This window comes from Ferrimonas balearica, assembly GCF_019802085.1.
GTDB lineage: Bacteria > Pseudomonadota > Gammaproteobacteria > Enterobacterales > Shewanellaceae > Ferrimonas > Ferrimonas balearica_B.
In genome coordinates this window covers 242,233-257,725 of record NZ_JAHVHV010000002.1, presented here as the reverse complement: position 1 = coordinate 257,725, position 15,493 = coordinate 242,233, and the positions used below count along the sequence as shown (strand labels likewise).

Below are 15,493 nucleotides of genomic sequence, written 5' to 3'. Positions count from 1 at the left end.
ACAATCAAAAAGGGCGGCCCAGGGCCGCCCTTTTTTGGTTCACTCGCCCAGATGGGCCTGCCAGATCCCCCGCACCGCCTCGCAGGCGGCCGGGCGCGCCTCCAAGGGCACCAGGCCGCTCTGGCCTGCCAGCACCCGGTGGTGGTTGGTGTCCCTAAGCTCGATGTAGGTGCGGATCAGCCTATCCGCCGCCTCCGGGCTGAGCTTGCCCTCGGACAGGGCGGTCTCCAGGATGCGGACGTTATCGGACCAGGTGGCCAGGGCCGGGCACTGGGCCGCCTCCTTGAGCACCAGGTACTGGGTGAGAAACTCGATGTCGGTGATCCCGCCGGGGCCCTGCTTGAGATCGAACGCGTCCTTGGTGCTGCGATCCAGGTGATCGCGCATCTTGGCCCGCATCGACACCACGTCCGCCTTGAGCGACTCGGCGTCCCGGGCCTGGCACAGCAGGCTGCGGCGCAGGCGGGCGAAGCGACCCGCCAGGGCGTCATCGCCAAACACGAAGCGGGCCCGCACCAGGGCCTGGTGCTCCCAGGTCCAAGCCTCGCCGCGCTGGTACTCCTCGAAGCGGTCGATCTGGCTCACCAGCAGACCGGCACTGCCGGAGGGGCGCAGCCGGGTATCCACCTCGTAGAGCACACCGGAGGCGGTGCGGGTGGCGAACAGGTGGAGAATGCGCTGGGCCAGTTTGACGTAGAAGTGGCCGTTGTCGATGGGCTTGCGGCCGTCGGTCTCGCCGGGGCCGGCGCCGTGCAGGAACACCAAGTCCAGATCCGAGCCGTAGCCCAGCTCCAGCCCCCCCAGCTTGCCGTAGGCCACCACCGCAAACCCTTTGCCGGCCCCCTCGATGCTGGGGCAACCGTGGCGTTCGGTCAGCTGCTGCCAGGCCAGGTTGACCACCTGCTCGATGATCGCTTCGGCCAGCCAGGAGAGGTGGTCGCTCACCTTCATCACCGGCAGCACCCGGGTGACGTCGGCGGCGGCGATCCGCAGCTGATGGGCCTGCTTGAACTGGCGCAGCGCCTCCATCTGTTGCTCCAGATCGTCCTCCGGCACCCGCAGCAGAAACTCCCTCAGCTCCGCGGCATAGCCCTCCGGCGGCAGGGGCTGATAGAGGGCCACGGGATCGATGAGCTCGTCCAGCAGGATGGGGTAGCGGGCCAGCTGTTCGGCGATCCAGGGACTGGCGGCGCACAGGGTCACCAGTTGGCCGCGGGCGCCGGGGTTCTCCAGCAGCAGCTCCAGGTAGGTGGTGCGGGTAAGGATGGGGGTCAGCACCGAGGTGATCCGCATCCACACCGCGCTCTGGTCCTTCTGCCGGGCCAGCTTGTGCAGCAGGCGGGGGATCAGCTTGTCCAGCACGTCCCGCCCCCGAGGGCCAACCCGGCGCTGGTAGAACTCCTCCCGCACCGAACGGATCTTGGGAAAGAGCGTCGGTTCCAGCCCCTGCTCGGCGAGGATCGCCTCCCCGTCCAGGTCCAGCCCCGGCCCCTGCCACAGGGCCGGCAGGGCACCGAGCTCCTCCTCGTCGTCCTGCTCGGCACCGATGGTGTCGCGAAACACCCGGTGGATCCCCGCCATGGCATCCTGAATTCGCCCCCATAGGGCGTCGAAACTCTCCTCCCCCATGGCCAGGGCCAGGCGCAGCCGATCCTCCTCGCTGTCCGGCAGGCTCTGGGTCTGACTGTCGGTCAGCGCCTGCAGCCGGTTCTCCACCTGGCGCAGCAGATCATAGCCCTGCTTAAGATCCCGGTGACTGGCGTGATCCAGCAGGCCGAGGCGCTTGAGCTCCGCCAGCACCGGGGTCAGGGGGCTCTGGCGCAGGTTGGGCTCCCGGCCGCCGCGGATCAACTGGTAGGTCTGGGCCACGAACTCCACTTCGCGGATCCCGCCCCGGCCCAACTTGATGTTGTGGGTCAGGGCCTGGCGGCGCAGCTGGGACTCGATCAGCGACTTCATCCGTCGCAGGGCGTCGATGGCGGAGAAGTCCAGGTAACGGCGGTAGACGAAGGGGCGCAGCAGGTCCGCCAGGGCCAGGGCCTCGCTGGCGCTGGGGCCCAACAGGCGGGCCTTGACCATGGCGTAGCGCTCCCACTCCCGGCCCTGCTCCTGGTAGTAATCCTCCAGCGCCGCCAGGGAGACCACCAGGGGGCCGGAGTCGCCGAAGGGGCGCAGACGCATGTCCACCCGGTAGCAGAAGCCGTCCACCGTGGTCTGGGAGAGCAGGTTGATGAGCTTCTGGCCCAGGCGGATAAAGTACTGCTGGTTGTCCAGCTCCCGCCGGCCCCCCACAGTGCTGCCGTTTTCCAGGTAGGTGAAGATAAGGTCGATGTCGGAGGAGAAGTTGAGCTCGCCGCCCCCCAGCTTGCCCATCCCCAACACCATCAGGTTCAGGCGCTGACCCTCACCGCCGGTGGGGTAACCCCACTGGGGGGCCAGCAGCTCGGCCAGGAAATCCCGGGCGGCCACCACGCAGGCCTCCGCCAGAGCGGAGAGGTGGGCCAGGCCCTCCTCCAGACTGGCCAGGCCCAGCAGATCCCGCAGGGCGATGCGGCTGAGCTCCCGGTGGCGGTAACGACGCAGGGCCACCATGGCGGCGGCCTCGTCGGCGCACGCTGCCAGGGCCTCGGCCAGGGCTGGGCGGTATTGCCCCAGGCGCTCGGCCCGGTCCAGCTCCCCCTCGACAAACAGCGCCTCCAGCCAGGCCGGGTCCCGCACCAGCACCTGGCCGACGTAATCGGACAGGGCCAACGCCCGCCACAACCGGGCCCGGGCATCGGCGTCGAGCCGGGCCAACCGCTCGGCGTCCAGCCGCGCCCAGTGGCGTTCGGCCTGCTGCTCGAGGGCGGGAGTAAGCTTGTTGTCGTGGGGCACGCTGGTCATAATAACTTTTTGTAAACCTTAACGTCTTTGCAGTGCCGCCACCTTACCACGGCACAACCGACACAGGGAGGAGTCGCAATGACCTTGGCGTCCGCGTTGGCGGAGTTTGAACGGATCAGCGGCCAGCCCCTGCCCCTGCTGGCGACGGAACTGGCCCTGGTGCTGGTTCTTTTTGTTATAGCCCGCTTTACCCACGGCTGGTGGAACGGCGTCAACACCCGGGAGGAGTTGGCGGAGCGGGACAACATCGCCTTTGGGATCAGCCTGGCCGGCGGGATCACCGGCCTGTGCCTGGTGCTGACCGGGATCTTTCACCTGCCCATTCCCGAAAATCCGCTGGCCCGGGCCGCCTGGCTCGGGGGCATGGGCCTGGCGGCGCTGGCGCTGATCCGGCTGGGCCGCTGGTGGTACGACAAACTGGCACTGCACCAGGTGGACAAGCGGGGCCTCATCATGGAGGGCAACATCGCCATGGCCGTGGTGGACGCCGCCGTGGCCCTGGCCACCGCCCAGGTGCTGCTGGGGGCCCTGCGCTGGATGGAGACGCTGAGCCTGGGGGCCCTGGTGCTGCTGTGCCTGAACTACTTCATCGCCCTGACCCTGCTGGTGGTGATCACCCGGGTGCTGGAGCGGCGCTATGGCCGCGTCAACCAGGGGGGCAGTCTGCAAAGGGCCCTGGCCCAGGATCACCGCTCCGTCGCCCTGCGTCATGGCGCCTACCTGTTGGCCAGCGGCAAAGTAATCGCCAGCGCCGCGTCTTTGAACCCCTACACCCCCGGCGCGCCGGTCACCAACCTGGCGGGCTGGCTGCTGTGGTCCATCATCGGCCTGATGCTGTTGCTGCTGCTCTCCGGCCTGCTGCGCCGGGTGGTGCTGGCGCAGATCAAGGTCAGCCGCGAGGTGGAACTGCAAAACAACAGCGGCATCGCCCTGCTCGATGGCGCCCTGGTGTTCGCCAGCGCCTATTTGCTGGCCGATCTGATCACGCCCTGAGGTGCCCATGAGCAAGGAGACCGAACACACTCTCACCCCCCGGGAAATGGGGATGATGCTGCTGTCGCTGTTCTCGGTGATCGTGGTGCTGACCATCGTCTTTAGCGACAACGACAAGGAAACCATCCGCCTGCTGATCAAGATAGATTTCTACATCTGCATGATCTTCATCGTGAACTTCTTTTACGGTCTGTGGCGGGCGGAACAGAAAGGGCGCTATCTGCAGACCCACTGGATCGATCTGGTGGCCTCGATCCCGGTGGTGGAGCAGCTGCGTTTCGTGCGGATCTTCCAGATCCTGCGGGTGGTGCGGCTGATCCGCATGAGCCGCTCGGTGCTGGGGCCCCTGCTGCAACAGAAGCGGGAGACCACCCTGACCAGTCTGCTGCTGGCGATGATAACCATCATCACCTTCGCCTCCATCCTGATCCTGCTGGTGGAGGACGGGGTCGAGGGGGCCAACATCCAATCGGCGGAGTCGGCCATCTGGTGGGCGCTGATCACCATCTCTACCGTCGGCTACGGCGACTACTACCCGGTGACCACCGAGGGCCGGGTGATCGCCGCCGTAGTGATCATCACCGGCGTCAGCTTCTTCGGGGTGGTGGCGGGCTTTTTGGCCTCGCTGTTCGTCCGTGAGGAGGACAAGGACGCGCCGGAGGTGGCGCGCCTTCAGGCCCAGCAGCGGCGGCTGGAACACCAGCAGGCCCAGCTGCTGGAGGAGATCCGCGCCCTAAGGGCCCAGCTGCCCGGCGCGGATCAGGCCAATACCCCGGCCAAGCCGGACAGCTGACACAGGCCGTAGCGCCTGTCCCTTATCGCCTCCAGCAACACCGCCTCGGGCTCGCTGGCGGCGCTGAGCTCCGCCGCCAGGTAGCGCAGCCAGTCGGCGGACTCGACCGGCAGCTGCGCCGCCAGGGCCACCAGCTGACGCGCCAGAGGGGCCGCCGCGCTGCCCTCCCCCGCAAGCAGCCGCTCCTCGTTGCGCTGCCAGGCCGCCAGCAACAACGCAGGGGTATCCGCCACCTCGCTGACCACCGCCGGTTGCGGTGCCAGGCCGGCCAGGCGGTAGCCCCGGGCGGCCTTGGAGTCCAGCCCCAGGCGCAGGGGCAGCTCGGTCATCAACGCCCGGGCCAGGGGAAGCAAGGCGCTCGCCTCCCCGTCCACCAGCTCCAACTCCAGCTCGGCGATGGACTCGCTGCTCTGGCCGGCGCGGATCACCCCCCGGTCCAGCGCCAGCTCCACCCGGGTGCCATCGGCCAGGGTCAGCTCCCCCTGTTGCCGCTCAAAATCGGTGTGAAACTGCACCGCCAGCGCCCCCTGGATGGCATCGCGATCCTCCACCGTCCATAGGGTGTCAGGAAATCGTGCCAGTTCCGGCGTGGCGCCGCTGACCGGGGTGTTGTACTCGGGCCGGGCGTGCAGCCCCCCGGCAACCTGGCCGGCGGTCTTGAGGGTTTGCTCCTGGTCCTCGCCCCGCCGGCGGATCCGCAGCCCCATGTCCCGTTGGCGCAGGGCCAGCTGCGGGGTGTCGAAATAGGCGTTGCCCAGGGCCTGGGTCTGGACCCGGCTCAAGGGCCCGAGAAAGGTAAGGCGACCCAGCTCCCATTGTGGGGATCCCGGGGGCAAAAGCAGTTTCAGTTCAACTTCCATAGCAATCCAAAGTTCATCAAAATATCATCCGCGCGAAATAAAAACGTCACGCTGTCACCGAACTGTCATATAACAGTCATAGGATCCGCATCCGATTGCTCTCGCTCAGCAAAGTGGACAGCAACGAATACACTATAGGGGTCGGCCGCACGGATGGTGCTTGCCAATTGCCATCAGGCGAGTATGATTCGCCCGCCGATCCCGTTTGGCTCCATAAAGGAACAAGGCAATGCCGGTAAATTTTCTGGGCGTATTCGCTAAGTCGCCTATCAAACCGCTGGAACAGCACATTGACAAGACCACGCAGGCCGCCAAGCGTCTGATCCCCTTCTTCGAGGCCGTCCGGGCCGGAGACTGGGAGCAGGCCACCAGCTTGCAAAAAGAGATCAGCCAGCTGGAGCGGGACGCGGATCAGCTCAAGCGGGAGATCCGCATGGGCCTGCCCACCGGGATCTTTATGCCGGTGCAGCGCACCGACCTGCTGGAGATGCTGACCCAGCAGGACAAGATCGCCAACAAAGCCAAAGACATCGCCGGCCGGGTCATCGGTCGTGAGATGCAGATCCCCGAGCCGATGCAGATCGACTTTGCCGCTTACGTGGCCCGCTGCATCGACGCCGTCAAACAGGCCCGTAAGGCCATCAACGAACTCGACGACCTGCTGGAAACCGGCTTCCGGGGTCGCGAGGTGGAGCTGGTTGAAGAGATGATTCACCAGCTGGACCTCATCGAGGACGACACCGATTCCATGCAAATTGCGTTGCGCCGTCAACTGTTCGAGATCGAGAAAGATCTCAACCCGGTGGACGTGATGTTCCTCTACAAGATCCTCGAATGGGTGGGCGACCTGGCAGACCTGGCGGAGCGCACCGGCGCTCGCCTGGAACTGATGCTGGCCCGCACCTAATTAAATCCTAATAATTCGTTATTCCTAACAAGGTTTTACCATGGTAGACGCACTGGTAATTTACGGCCCGTGGCTGATTATGGCCGCGGCACTCTTTGGCTTCCTGATGGCCTTCGGCATCGGCGCCAACGACGTAGCCAACGCAATGGGCACTTCGGTGGGATCCGGCGCCCTGACCATCAAACAGGCCATTATCATCGCCATGGTGTTCGAGTTCGCCGGGGCCTATCTGGCCGGCGGTGAGGTCACCAACACCATCCGCAAGGGGATCATCGATCCCGCCTTCTTCGCCGCCACTCCGGACCTGCTGGTGTACGGCATGATCTCCGCCCTGCTGGCCGCCGGCCTGTGGCTGGTGGCGGCCTCCTGGCTGGGCTGGCCGGTTTCCACCACCCACTCCATCATCGGCGCCATCATCGGCTTCGCCGCCGTGGGCGTAGGCACCGAAGCGGTGGCCTGGGGCAAGGTGGCTGGCATCGTCGGCTCCTGGGTCGTGACCCCGGCCATTGCCGGCTTTATCGCCTACCTCATCTTCCAGAGTGCGCAAAAGCTCATCTTCGACACCGACAACCCGCTGGATAACGCCAAGCGCTACGTGCCCTTCTACATGGCACTGGCGGCGTTCATCATGTCCCTGGTGACCATCACCAAGGGCCTCAAGCACGTCGGTCTGCACTTCTCCACCTTCGAAGCCTACGGCCTGGCCGTACTGATGGCGGGACTGATCGGCCTGGCCGGTCGCGGCTTCATCGGTCGCATCAAGTTCGACACCAAGGGCAACCGGGAAACCCACTTCGCCAACGTGGAGAAGGTGTTTGCCGTGCTGATGGTGGTCACCGCCTGTTGCATGGCCTTCGCCCACGGCTCCAACGACGTGGCCAACGCCATCGGCCCCCTGGCCGCGGTCGTGACCATCGTCCAGGCCGGCGGCGAGATCCCCGAGAAGGCCCCTCTGGCCTGGTGGATCCTGCCCCTGGGCGCCGTCGGCATCGTAGCCGGTCTGGCCATCCTGGGTAAGCGGGTGATCACCACCATCGGTAAGAACATCACCCACCTGACCCCGAGCCGTGGCTTTGCCGCCGAGCTGGCCGCCGCCTCCACCGTGGTGATCGCCTCCGGTACCGGCCTGCCGATCTCCACCACCCAGACCCTGGTGGGTGCGGTGCTGGGTGTGGGCATGGCCCGCGGCATCGCCGCTCTGAACCTGGGTGTGGTACGCAACATCGTGATCTCCTGGGTCATCACCCTGCCTGCCGGGGCGGCTCTCTCCATCCTGTTTTTCACCATCATTCGGGGCATCATGGCCTGATTGGGTGAATCGCCTTCGAAAAGGGAGCCTTGGGCTCCCTTTTTTCGGATTCAAGCCTTGCCAGCGACGGGTCGATCTCCTAGCATGGTCCCCCCAATTCACGGGTCGTATCACTATGTCCAAACGCATTTTTGCCGCTCTGCTGTGCCTGCTGGCCGTGAGCGGAACCTCCATGGCACGGGAAGCCACCCACACCGTTTCGGAAGACATCTACATCTACCTGCTGGCTGGTCCGAGCACCCAGTTCCGGATCCTCGGCAGCCTCAAGGCCGGTGACCCCCTGGTGGCCACCGGGGAAACCCAGGGCGAGTACAGCCAGGTCATCGACGAGCGCGGCCGCACCGGCTGGATCCAGACCGAGCAACTGGCCGCCGGTCAGAGCTTCCGCACCCAGCTGCCGGCCCTGACCCGGTCCCTGGAAGAGGCTCGCGAACAGCTCAAGGCGGTCACCGCCGAGCGCGACGATCTGCTGGCCAACAGCGCCTCCGCCGCCAACGAGAGCCGCAGCCAGGCCCGCGAGCTGACCCGCCTGGAGCGGGAGAACACCGAGCTCAAGGCGGAAGTCGCCAAGCTGAGCAACAGCGAGCGCTTTATCTGGATGCAGCAGGGCGGCATGGTCGCCGGTGCCGGCCTTATCCTGGGCCTCATCCTCGCCTACCTGCCCCGCCCCAAGCGGCGCAAGAAGAACGACCGCTGGATGTAAGTTCGCGTCCTCCAAGAAAAAGCAGGCCAAGGGCCTGCTTTTTTGTTGTCCTCTCCCCGTCTCAGCGTCGTCATCTTTGCTTGCCAGCCCCGCCTGAAAGACCACGAAATGCCTGCCCTGCCCCTATGTTCCACCTCACGTTTTCTGGGTATACTGTGCGCGCCGTCGGCAAGGATTGTATACAAAATAAGATAACAGCTGACCTCGCGGTTGAAGAGGACCCCCCGCATGTTTAAAGCCAGCAGCGTTTTGACTCCGGCGATCCACGATCAGGAACCCGCCGCCCTGTTTGAGCTCATCACCGCCAACTACGGCGTCGATGAAGCCCAGTACCTGGAAGAATTGATCCCCCTGGTACCCGCCGAACCGGAGGCCATCGAATCGGTCACCGCCAGTGCCCACCAGATGGTGGCCTCGGTGCGCCAGTTCGAGAAGAAGGGGCTGATGGTGGGCATCGACGCCTTCCTGCAGCAGTACAGTCTGGAGACCCAGGAGGGGATCATCCTGATGTGCCTGGCGGAGGCGCTGCTGCGGATCCCCGACGCCGCCACCGCCGATGCCCTGATCGAGGACAAGCTCTCGGGGGCCGACTGGGCTCGCCACCTCAAGGGCAGCGACTCGGTGCTGGTCAACGCCTCCACCTGGGGCCTGATGCTGACCGGCAAGGTGATCACCCTGGACAAGACCCTGGACGGGCGCCCCAATAACCTGCTGGCCCGGGTGGTCAACAAGCTGGGGGAGCCGGTGGTGCGCCAGGCGATGTACACCGCCATGAAGATCATGGGCAAGCAGTTCGTGCTGGGCCGCGACATCAGCGAAGCGCTGAAAAACAGCGACGACAACCGCGCCCTGGGCTACACCCACTCCTACGACATGCTGGGGGAAGCGGCCCTGACCGCCGCCGACGCCAGTAAGTATTTCGACAGCTACAGCCGGGCCGTCACCGCCCTGGGGGCTCACAGCTACGACGTCAGCCAGGCCCCCCGCCCCACCATCTCCATCAAGCTATCGGCCCTGCACCCGCGCTACGAGGTGGCCAACGAGGAGCGGGTGCTGACCGAGCTGTACGACAGCGTGGTGCGCCTGATTAAGCAGGCCCGCAGCCTGGACGTGGGGATCTCCATCGACGCCGAAGAGATGGACCGCCTGGAGCTTTCCCTCAAGCTGTTTGAGAAGCTCTACCAGAGCGACGCCGCCCGCGGCTGGGGCAACCTGGGCCTAGTGGTGCAGGCCTACTCCAAGCGGGCCCTGCCGGTGCTGGTGTGGATCAACGCCCTGGCCAAGCAGCAGGGGGATCTCATCCCGGTGCGCCTGGTCAAAGGCGCCTACTGGGACAGCGAGCTCAAGTGGTGCCAACAGGGGGGCAGCGACGGCTACCCGGTGTTTACCCGCAAGGCGGGCACCGACGTCTCCTACCTGGCCTGCGCCCGCTTCCTGCTGTCCGAGGCCACCGTGGGCCGCATCTACCCGCAGTTTGCCACCCACAACGCCCAGACCGCGGCCACCATCCAGTCCGTCGCCGGTGAGCGCGATTACGAGTTCCAGCGCCTGCACGGCATGGGCCAGGAGCTTTACGACACTCTGCTGAGCCAGCAAAAGGGTCTCAAGGTGCGGATCTACGCCCCGGTGGGTGCCCACAAGGATCTGCTGCCCTACCTGGTGCGCCGCCTGCTGGAGAACGGCGCCAACACCTCCTTCGTGCATAAGCTGGTGGACCCCAAGACCCCCATCGAGAGCCTGATCGCCCACCCCCTGACCACGCTCAAGGGCTACCCCAGCCTCGCCAATCACAAGATCGTGCTGCCCGAAGGGATCTTCGGCAACGAACGGCCCAACTCCAAAGGACTGAACATGAACATCGCCCAGGAAGCCCGTCCCTTCTTCGCCAAGCTGGACACCTTCAAGACCACCCAGTGGCAGGCCGGCCCGCTGATCGGCGGCGAACGGCGCACCAGCAGTGAGGCCCTGGCGGTGCTGAGTCCCCAGGATCAGCGTCAGCAGGTGGGCCAGGTGCACTTCGCCGGTGAGGCGGAGATCGAGGACGCCATCGCCCGGGCCAGCGCCGCTTTCCCGGCCTGGCGCGATACCCCGGTGGAGCAGCGCGCCCGGGCCCTGGAGGAGCTGGCGGATAAGCTGGAAGCCAACCGCGAAGAGCTGATCGCCCTGTGCACCCGGGAAGCGGGCAAAGGGCTGCAGGACGGCATCGACGAGATCCGTGAGGCGGTGGATTTCTGCCGCTACTACGCCATCCAGGCCCGCAAGCTGATGGGCGAGTCCACGGTACTGCCGGGCCCCACCGGCGAGTTGAACGAGCTCTTTGTCCAGGGCCGTGGCCCCTACCTGTGCATCAGCCCCTGGAACTTCCCCCTGGCGATCTTCCTCGGCCAGGTGGTGGCGGCCCTGGTCACCGGCAACACGGTGATCGCCAAGCCGGCGGAGCAGACCAACCTGGTGGCCTACCGGGCCACTGAGCTCGCCCACCAGGCCGGGATCCCGGTGGACGTGCTGCAGCTGCTGCCGGGCAAGGGTCGGGAGATCGGCGGCCGGCTGACCGCGGACGAGCGCATCGTCGGCGTCTGCTTCACCGGCTCCACCGAGACCGCCAAGGTGATCAACCGCTCCCTGGCGGCCCGCGACGGCGCCATCGCCAAGCTGGTGGCGGAAACCGGTGGCCAGAACGCCATGGTGGTGGACTCCACCTCCCTGCCGGAGCAGGTGATCACCGACGTGGTGCACTCCGCCTTCCAAAGCGCCGGCCAGCGCTGCTCCGCGCTGCGGGTGCTCTACGTTCAGGACGACGTGGCCGAGCGGGTGATCGAGCTGCTCAAGGGCGCCATGGCCGAGCTGCACGTGGGCAACCCGGCCCACTACAAGACCGACGTGGGCCCGGTGATCGACCAGGCCGCCCAGCAGAACCTGCTGGCCCACATCGAGCGGATCAGCAAGGAGGGGCAGCTTATCGCCCAGGCCCAGCTGTCCGACGATTGCGGTCACGGCCATTTCGTGCGACCCACCGCGGTGGAGATCAAGCACATCGGTCAGCTGGAGAAGGAGCACTTCGGCCCCATCCTCCACGTGATCCGCTACAAGGCTGCCGAGCTGAGCCGGGTGGTCGAGGAGATCAACAGCACCGGCTTCGGTCTGACCCTGGGGGTTCACAGCCGCAACGAGGGCCAGGCGCTGGCCATCGCCCAGCAGGTCAACGCCGGCAACGCCTACATCAACCGCAACCAGATCGGCGCGGTGGTGGGGGTGCAGCCCTTCGGTGGCAACGGCCTGTCCGGCACCGGTCCCAAGGCCGGCGGTCCGCACTACCTGCACAGCTTCGTGACCGAGAAGACCATCAGCAACAACATCACCGCCATCGGCGGCAACGCCACCCTGCTCTCCCTGGGTGACGGCTGATCCCAGCGGGCAGACGCAAAAAAGGGGCGCTTCGGCGCCCCTTTTTCATTGGCCCACGCCTCAGCGGGCGTGCTTGCCGCCGGTCCAGCCGCCCTGGGCCAGCACCTCGTCCCCCATCGCCTTGGCAGGGCCTTCAATCTCAGTGGCCATGGAGTCGTTCCAGCGGTTGAGGAAGCCGTACAGGGCAATGGCACCGAGGATCTCCACGATCTGCTCCTCGCTCCAGTGCTGGCGCATCCGCGCCATCAGCGGCTCGTCCACGGCGTTGGGCACGCTGCCCGCCGCCAGGGCGAAATCCAGCGCCACCCGCTCCGCCTCGGTGTAGAGCGAGCTGGTCTGGTACTCCCACACCGCCAGCACCTTCTCATGGGGCACGTCGTGCAGTTCGGCGGCGATCAGAGAGTGGGCCTCGCAGTACTGGCAGCCGGCGGCCCGGCTGCAGAAATGGGCCAGCAGGCGTTTGAAGCCGGGATCGACGCTGCCGTTGGGGTCCATCACCGCCCGGGTCAGGGCGCCGAAGCCGGACACCATGGCGGGTACCCGCTGCATGGTCAGCAGACTGTTGGGCACGAAGCCGAGGATGCGTTCAAAGAGGGCAAAATCGTCCGCCAGTTCCGGGGTGGTGTCGGCGGGCAGGGGGGGAAGCAGGGCCATGGGGATCTCCGTATCGGGGGGAGATCCCAACCTAACAGCCCTGCCGGGGATGGCAAGCTCAGTCCCGGTTCATCAGGGTGCGGTTCTGCTCCACCGTCAGCTGCACCACCTCCGAGCCGCTGATGCGGTCGTGGAAGGCGCAGCGCTCGTCGTCCCACAGCAGGCTCAGCATCGCCAGGCCGCCGAAGGAGACCGAAGCACGCAGCCAGGCCTGACGGGCGTCCAGCTCCTGGCCATCCGGGCGCTGCACCCGCAGCCGCCAGGCCCGCATCCCCAGGGTCTGGCCCTTTTTCTGCCAGCTCCAGACAAAGAGCCAGGCCACCGCCAGCAGCTTGCCCACCTCGTTGAGGGTCAGCCACACCGGGCTGGCCTGAAGCAGATCGATGTTGTGGGTCATGCCCCCCTTATCGATCAGGCCCACAGACACCAAAAGGGAGAACAGGGCAAACAGCGCCGCCCCGGCCAGCATGTAGACCGCGAGGGCCACCATAAAATCGTAGATCCAGGCCGCCAGCCGGCGACCCAGGGACGCCCGGGGGGCGTTGGCAAGGGAGGACATGTCAGCTCCATCGAAAGTCACTGCCGGGCAGTGTACCAGAGCACCGGATCCCGGGGTGTGCAGTTTTTACCCGATCACACACGGCGGACTTGCCGCGCTAAGACTTCGGTATATAATGCCTTCTCCTTAGCCGGGATGGCGGAATTGGTAGACGCAGCGGATTCAAAATCCGCCGGTGGTGACACCTTGGGGGTTCAAGTCCCCCTCCCGGTACCAGATACAGAGAAAGCCCCAGTCGCAAGACTGGGGCTTTTTCGTTGCCTCCCGAAGCCCCTTTCTCTTTCTGCCAACAAAACTGTCGACCGGCCCCCGCCCTGTACCTGAGTCCAATTTGTCTCGGGCTCGCGAGTTCCCTGGGCTTTTTACATCCCGGTCACATATCCCGCAACAACTGGCGTAATTAAGCTTTGCTGGGCCCGCCCGGCACAGTTTGGAATCGATTCCAGCCGTACGCTAACTCGTGCTAACTGACTTACGAGGCAACAACCATGAGTGAGCACACCTTCAACCCCACGCGCCGCAAATTGATGCAGGGGATCGGCGTCACCGGCCTGGCCGCCGTCGCCGCCCCCAGCTTTGCCGGCGACCGTTACGCCAAAGACGTCCAGTGGCACCAAAGCCACGACTTTGTGATCATCGGCTCCGGCTTCGCCGCCCTGGCGGCCGCCATTGAGGCCAAGCGCAAAGGGATCCAATCCGTCGCCATTTACGAGCAGATGCCCACCTTCGGCGGCAACTCCTCCATCAACGGCGGCCTCTTTGCCGTGCCCGGTTCGCCGATGCAGAAGCAGGAGGGGGTCAAGGACTCCGTCGATCGCATGGTGGACGATCAGCTCAAATCCGGCCGGGGCATCGCCGATGAGGCGCTGCTGCGCCACGTGGCGGAGCACGCCAACGAAGCACTGCAGATGACCCTGGACGCCGGTGCCGAATACCTGCCCTACCTGCAGCAACTCGGTGGCCACAGTGCGCCGCGCACCTACCAGACCACCGTAGCCTGTGGCGCCGGCATCACCCAGCCGCTTTACAAGGAGGCGGTGCAACTGGGGGTGGAGATGCACAGCCGCTGCCGCATGAGTGGCTTCATCCGCGGTGACCAGGGCGAAGTGCTCGGGGTGACCGTCGAGACCCGCTACTACGCCGACCGTAAGGTCTCCGAAGGGGAAACCCTGGCGATCCGCGCCAACAAGGCGGTGCTGGTGGCCACCGGCGGCTTCTCCCAGAACATCAACCTGCGCATGGCCCAGGATCCCACCCTGACCGCCGACGTCGGCTGCACCAACATCAAAGGAGCCACCGGCGAAGCGATGCTGGAGATGTTCCGCCTGGGCGCCGTGCCGGTGCACATGGCCCACATCCAATCCGGCCCCTGGGCCTCCCCGGACGAGGGCGGCTTCGGCTACGTCTCCAACTACTCCATCTACAACTTCCCCCACTCCATGGCCATCAACCGGATGACCGGCAAGCGTTTCATGAACGAAATCGCCGACCGCAAGACCCGGGCCGATGCCCAGCTGGCCAACCGGGACGCCCAGGGCAACCCGGTGCCGCCGCTGATGATCACCCACTACCACGACGCCGATAAGCACCCCAACTGCCAGAAGGTGCTCAAGTACGGTGTGGGCTGGAAGTTCGACACCCTCGAAGCGCTGGCCAAGCACTTTGATGTGCCCCTGGCGCCGCTCAAGGCCCAGATCGAACAGTACAACGGTTACGTCAAATCCGGCGTCGATGAGCAGTTTGGCAAGCCGATGGCCAAGGCCAAGGACAAGTACATCAAGGCCCCCTACATGGTGGTTCGTCTGTGGCCCAAGGTGCACTACTGCCAGGGCGGCGTGAAGATCAACCAGCTGGCCCAGGTGGAAGACTCCCTGACCGGCCAACCGATCAAGGGCCTGCTGGCCGCCGGCGAAGTGGCCGGGGGGATCCACGGGGTCAGCCGCTTGGGCAGCTGCTCCATCCCGGAGTGCATGGTCATGGGCATCACCGCGGCGCGCACTGTGGCCGCCGGCAAAGCTTAAGAGGAAAGACGATGAGACAGTTACTGAAGATTGCGCTGGCCACCCTGACCCTCGGCCTGTTTGCCACCTCTGCCCAGGGGATGGAGATCCGCGACTGGCACAAGGGGATGGACATGAACTGCGCCTCCTGCCATGAGGGCGCGCCCAAGGGCTACCCCGAGGACGACGCCTGCCAGGTGTGCCACGACGTGGACGACCTGGCCGAGCAGACCGCCCGTCCGGAAGAGGACAAGTGGCAGAACCCGCACAACAACCTGCACTACGGCAAGGACATCCCCTGCGTCGAGTGCCACTCCGAGCACGGCACCAAAGAGCCGATGTGCGCCCAGTGCCACACCTTTAAGTACCCGGCCCACAAACAGTGAGCCCCCCTCCCTGCAAACACAAAGCGGCGCCCTGAGGCGCC

12 protein-coding genes and 1 tRNA gene are annotated in these 15,493 nt (G+C 65.6%); 9 read left to right on the top strand and 4 right to left on the bottom strand.

What is annotated here, in order from left to right; all coding sequences use genetic code 11:
* Nucleotides 1-39 precede the first annotated feature (39 nt).
* A complete protein-coding gene (gene glnE / locus KUV81_RS09435) occupies nucleotides 40-2,883 on the bottom strand; it encodes a bifunctional [glutamate--ammonia ligase]-adenylyl-L-tyrosine phosphorylase/[glutamate--ammonia-ligase] adenylyltransferase (protein ID WP_222543613.1) in 2,844 nt (947 codons plus the stop codon).
* A 78-nt stretch (nucleotides 2,884-2,961) separates the two neighbouring features.
* On the opposite strand from glnE, the gene KUV81_RS09430 reads away from it, so the two are divergent.
* Together KUV81_RS09430 and KUV81_RS09425 are read left to right on the top strand one after the other, a co-directional pair.
* Nucleotides 2,962-3,876 (top strand): DUF350 domain-containing protein, encoded by a 915-nt coding sequence (locus KUV81_RS09430; protein WP_222543612.1) that lies wholly within the window; start codon nucleotides 2,962-2,964, stop codon nucleotides 3,874-3,876.
* A gap of 7 nt (nucleotides 3,877-3,883) precedes the next feature.
* Entirely contained in the window at nucleotides 3,884-4,669 is a 786-nt protein-coding gene (locus KUV81_RS09425; protein WP_222543611.1) for a potassium channel family protein, read from the top strand.
* Here KUV81_RS09425 and KUV81_RS09420 read toward each other — a convergent pair.
* A complete protein-coding gene (locus KUV81_RS09420; RefSeq protein WP_222543610.1) occupies nucleotides 4,636-5,529 on the bottom strand; it encodes an inorganic triphosphatase in 894 nt (297 codons plus the stop codon). The genes KUV81_RS09425 and KUV81_RS09420 overlap by 34 nt on opposite strands.
* A gap of 229 nt (nucleotides 5,530-5,758) precedes the next feature.
* Here KUV81_RS09420 and KUV81_RS09415 point away from each other — a divergent pair, with 229 nt between their 5' ends.
* The 4 genes from KUV81_RS09415 (at nucleotide 5,759) to putA (ending at nucleotide 11,853) form a co-directional block, all read left to right on the top strand.
* Nucleotides 5,759-6,436 carry a TIGR00153 family protein gene (locus KUV81_RS09415; RefSeq protein WP_222543609.1) on the top strand — a complete coding sequence of 226 codons (678 nt, stop codon included), beginning with the start codon at nucleotides 5,759-5,761 and terminating at the stop codon, nucleotides 6,434-6,436.
* A gap of 40 nt (nucleotides 6,437-6,476) precedes the next feature.
* The gene (locus KUV81_RS09410) at nucleotides 6,477-7,745 is read left to right on the top strand and encodes an inorganic phosphate transporter (protein WP_222543608.1); all 1,269 of its coding nucleotides are present in this window, start codon (nucleotides 6,477-6,479) and stop codon (nucleotides 7,743-7,745) included.
* Nucleotides 7,746-7,860: 115 nt separating this feature from the next.
* Nucleotides 7,861-8,448 (top strand): TIGR04211 family SH3 domain-containing protein, encoded by a 588-nt coding sequence (locus tag KUV81_RS09405; RefSeq protein ID WP_222543607.1) that lies wholly within the window; start codon nucleotides 7,861-7,863, stop codon nucleotides 8,446-8,448.
* 228 nt (nucleotides 8,449-8,676) lie between these two features.
* A complete protein-coding gene (gene putA, locus KUV81_RS09400) occupies nucleotides 8,677-11,853 on the top strand; it encodes a bifunctional proline dehydrogenase/L-glutamate gamma-semialdehyde dehydrogenase PutA (RefSeq protein ID WP_222543606.1) in 3,177 nt (1,058 codons plus the stop codon).
* Nucleotides 11,854-11,913: 60 nt separating this feature from the next.
* Here putA and KUV81_RS09395 read toward each other — a convergent pair whose 3' ends face one another.
* Nucleotides 11,914-12,507 (bottom strand): carboxymuconolactone decarboxylase family protein, encoded by a 594-nt coding sequence (locus tag KUV81_RS09395; protein WP_222543605.1) that lies wholly within the window; start codon nucleotides 12,505-12,507, stop codon nucleotides 11,914-11,916.
* Nucleotides 12,508-12,565: 58 nt separating this feature from the next.
* Entirely contained in the window at nucleotides 12,566-13,066 is a 501-nt protein-coding gene (locus tag KUV81_RS09390) for an RDD family protein (protein ID WP_222543604.1), read from the bottom strand.
* Nucleotides 13,067-13,195: 129 nt separating this feature from the next.
* Here KUV81_RS09390 and KUV81_RS09385 point away from each other — a divergent pair.
* The 3 genes from KUV81_RS09385 (at nucleotide 13,196) to KUV81_RS09375 (ending at nucleotide 15,452) form a co-directional block, all read left to right on the top strand.
* Nucleotides 13,196-13,282, top strand: a tRNA-Leu gene (locus tag KUV81_RS09385).
* Between the two features lie 272 nt (nucleotides 13,283-13,554).
* Nucleotides 13,555-15,087: a flavocytochrome c gene (locus KUV81_RS09380; RefSeq protein ID WP_222543603.1), complete on the top strand. Its 1,533-nt coding sequence runs from the start codon at nucleotides 13,555-13,557 to the stop codon at nucleotides 15,085-15,087.
* A gap of 11 nt (nucleotides 15,088-15,098) precedes the next feature.
* Complete coding sequence (locus tag KUV81_RS09375; protein WP_222543602.1) at nucleotides 15,099-15,452, top strand: cytochrome c3 family protein; 354 nt, start codon at nucleotides 15,099-15,101, stop codon at nucleotides 15,450-15,452.
* Nucleotides 15,453-15,493 lie beyond the last annotated feature (41 nt).

Bases quoted from the DNA above. Each gene is read 5' to 3' on its own strand.
- glnE (WP_222543613.1), bottom strand. From the start codon at position 2,883: ATGACCAGCGTGCCCCACGACAACAAGCTTACTCCCGCCCTCGAGCAG.
- KUV81_RS09430 (WP_222543612.1), top strand. From the start codon at position 2,962: ATGACCTTGGCGTCCGCGTTGGCGGAGTTTGAACGGATCAGCGGCCAG.
- KUV81_RS09425 (WP_222543611.1), top strand. From the start codon at position 3,884: ATGAGCAAGGAGACCGAACACACTCTCACCCCCCGGGAAATGGGGATG.
- KUV81_RS09420 (WP_222543610.1), bottom strand. From the start codon at position 5,529: ATGGAAGTTGAACTGAAACTGCTTTTGCCCCCGGGATCCCCACAATGG.
- KUV81_RS09415 (WP_222543609.1), top strand. From the start codon at position 5,759: ATGCCGGTAAATTTTCTGGGCGTATTCGCTAAGTCGCCTATCAAACCG.
- KUV81_RS09410 (WP_222543608.1), top strand. From the start codon at position 6,477: ATGGTAGACGCACTGGTAATTTACGGCCCGTGGCTGATTATGGCCGCG.
- KUV81_RS09405 (WP_222543607.1), top strand. From the start codon at position 7,861: ATGTCCAAACGCATTTTTGCCGCTCTGCTGTGCCTGCTGGCCGTGAGC.
- putA (WP_222543606.1), top strand. From the start codon at position 8,677: ATGTTTAAAGCCAGCAGCGTTTTGACTCCGGCGATCCACGATCAGGAA.
- KUV81_RS09395 (WP_222543605.1), bottom strand. From the start codon at position 12,507: ATGGCCCTGCTTCCCCCCCTGCCCGCCGACACCACCCCGGAACTGGCG.
- KUV81_RS09390 (WP_222543604.1), bottom strand. From the start codon at position 13,066: ATGTCCTCCCTTGCCAACGCCCCCCGGGCGTCCCTGGGTCGCCGGCTG.
- KUV81_RS09380 (WP_222543603.1), top strand. From the start codon at position 13,555: ATGAGTGAGCACACCTTCAACCCCACGCGCCGCAAATTGATGCAGGGG.
- KUV81_RS09375 (WP_222543602.1), top strand. From the start codon at position 15,099: ATGAGACAGTTACTGAAGATTGCGCTGGCCACCCTGACCCTCGGCCTG.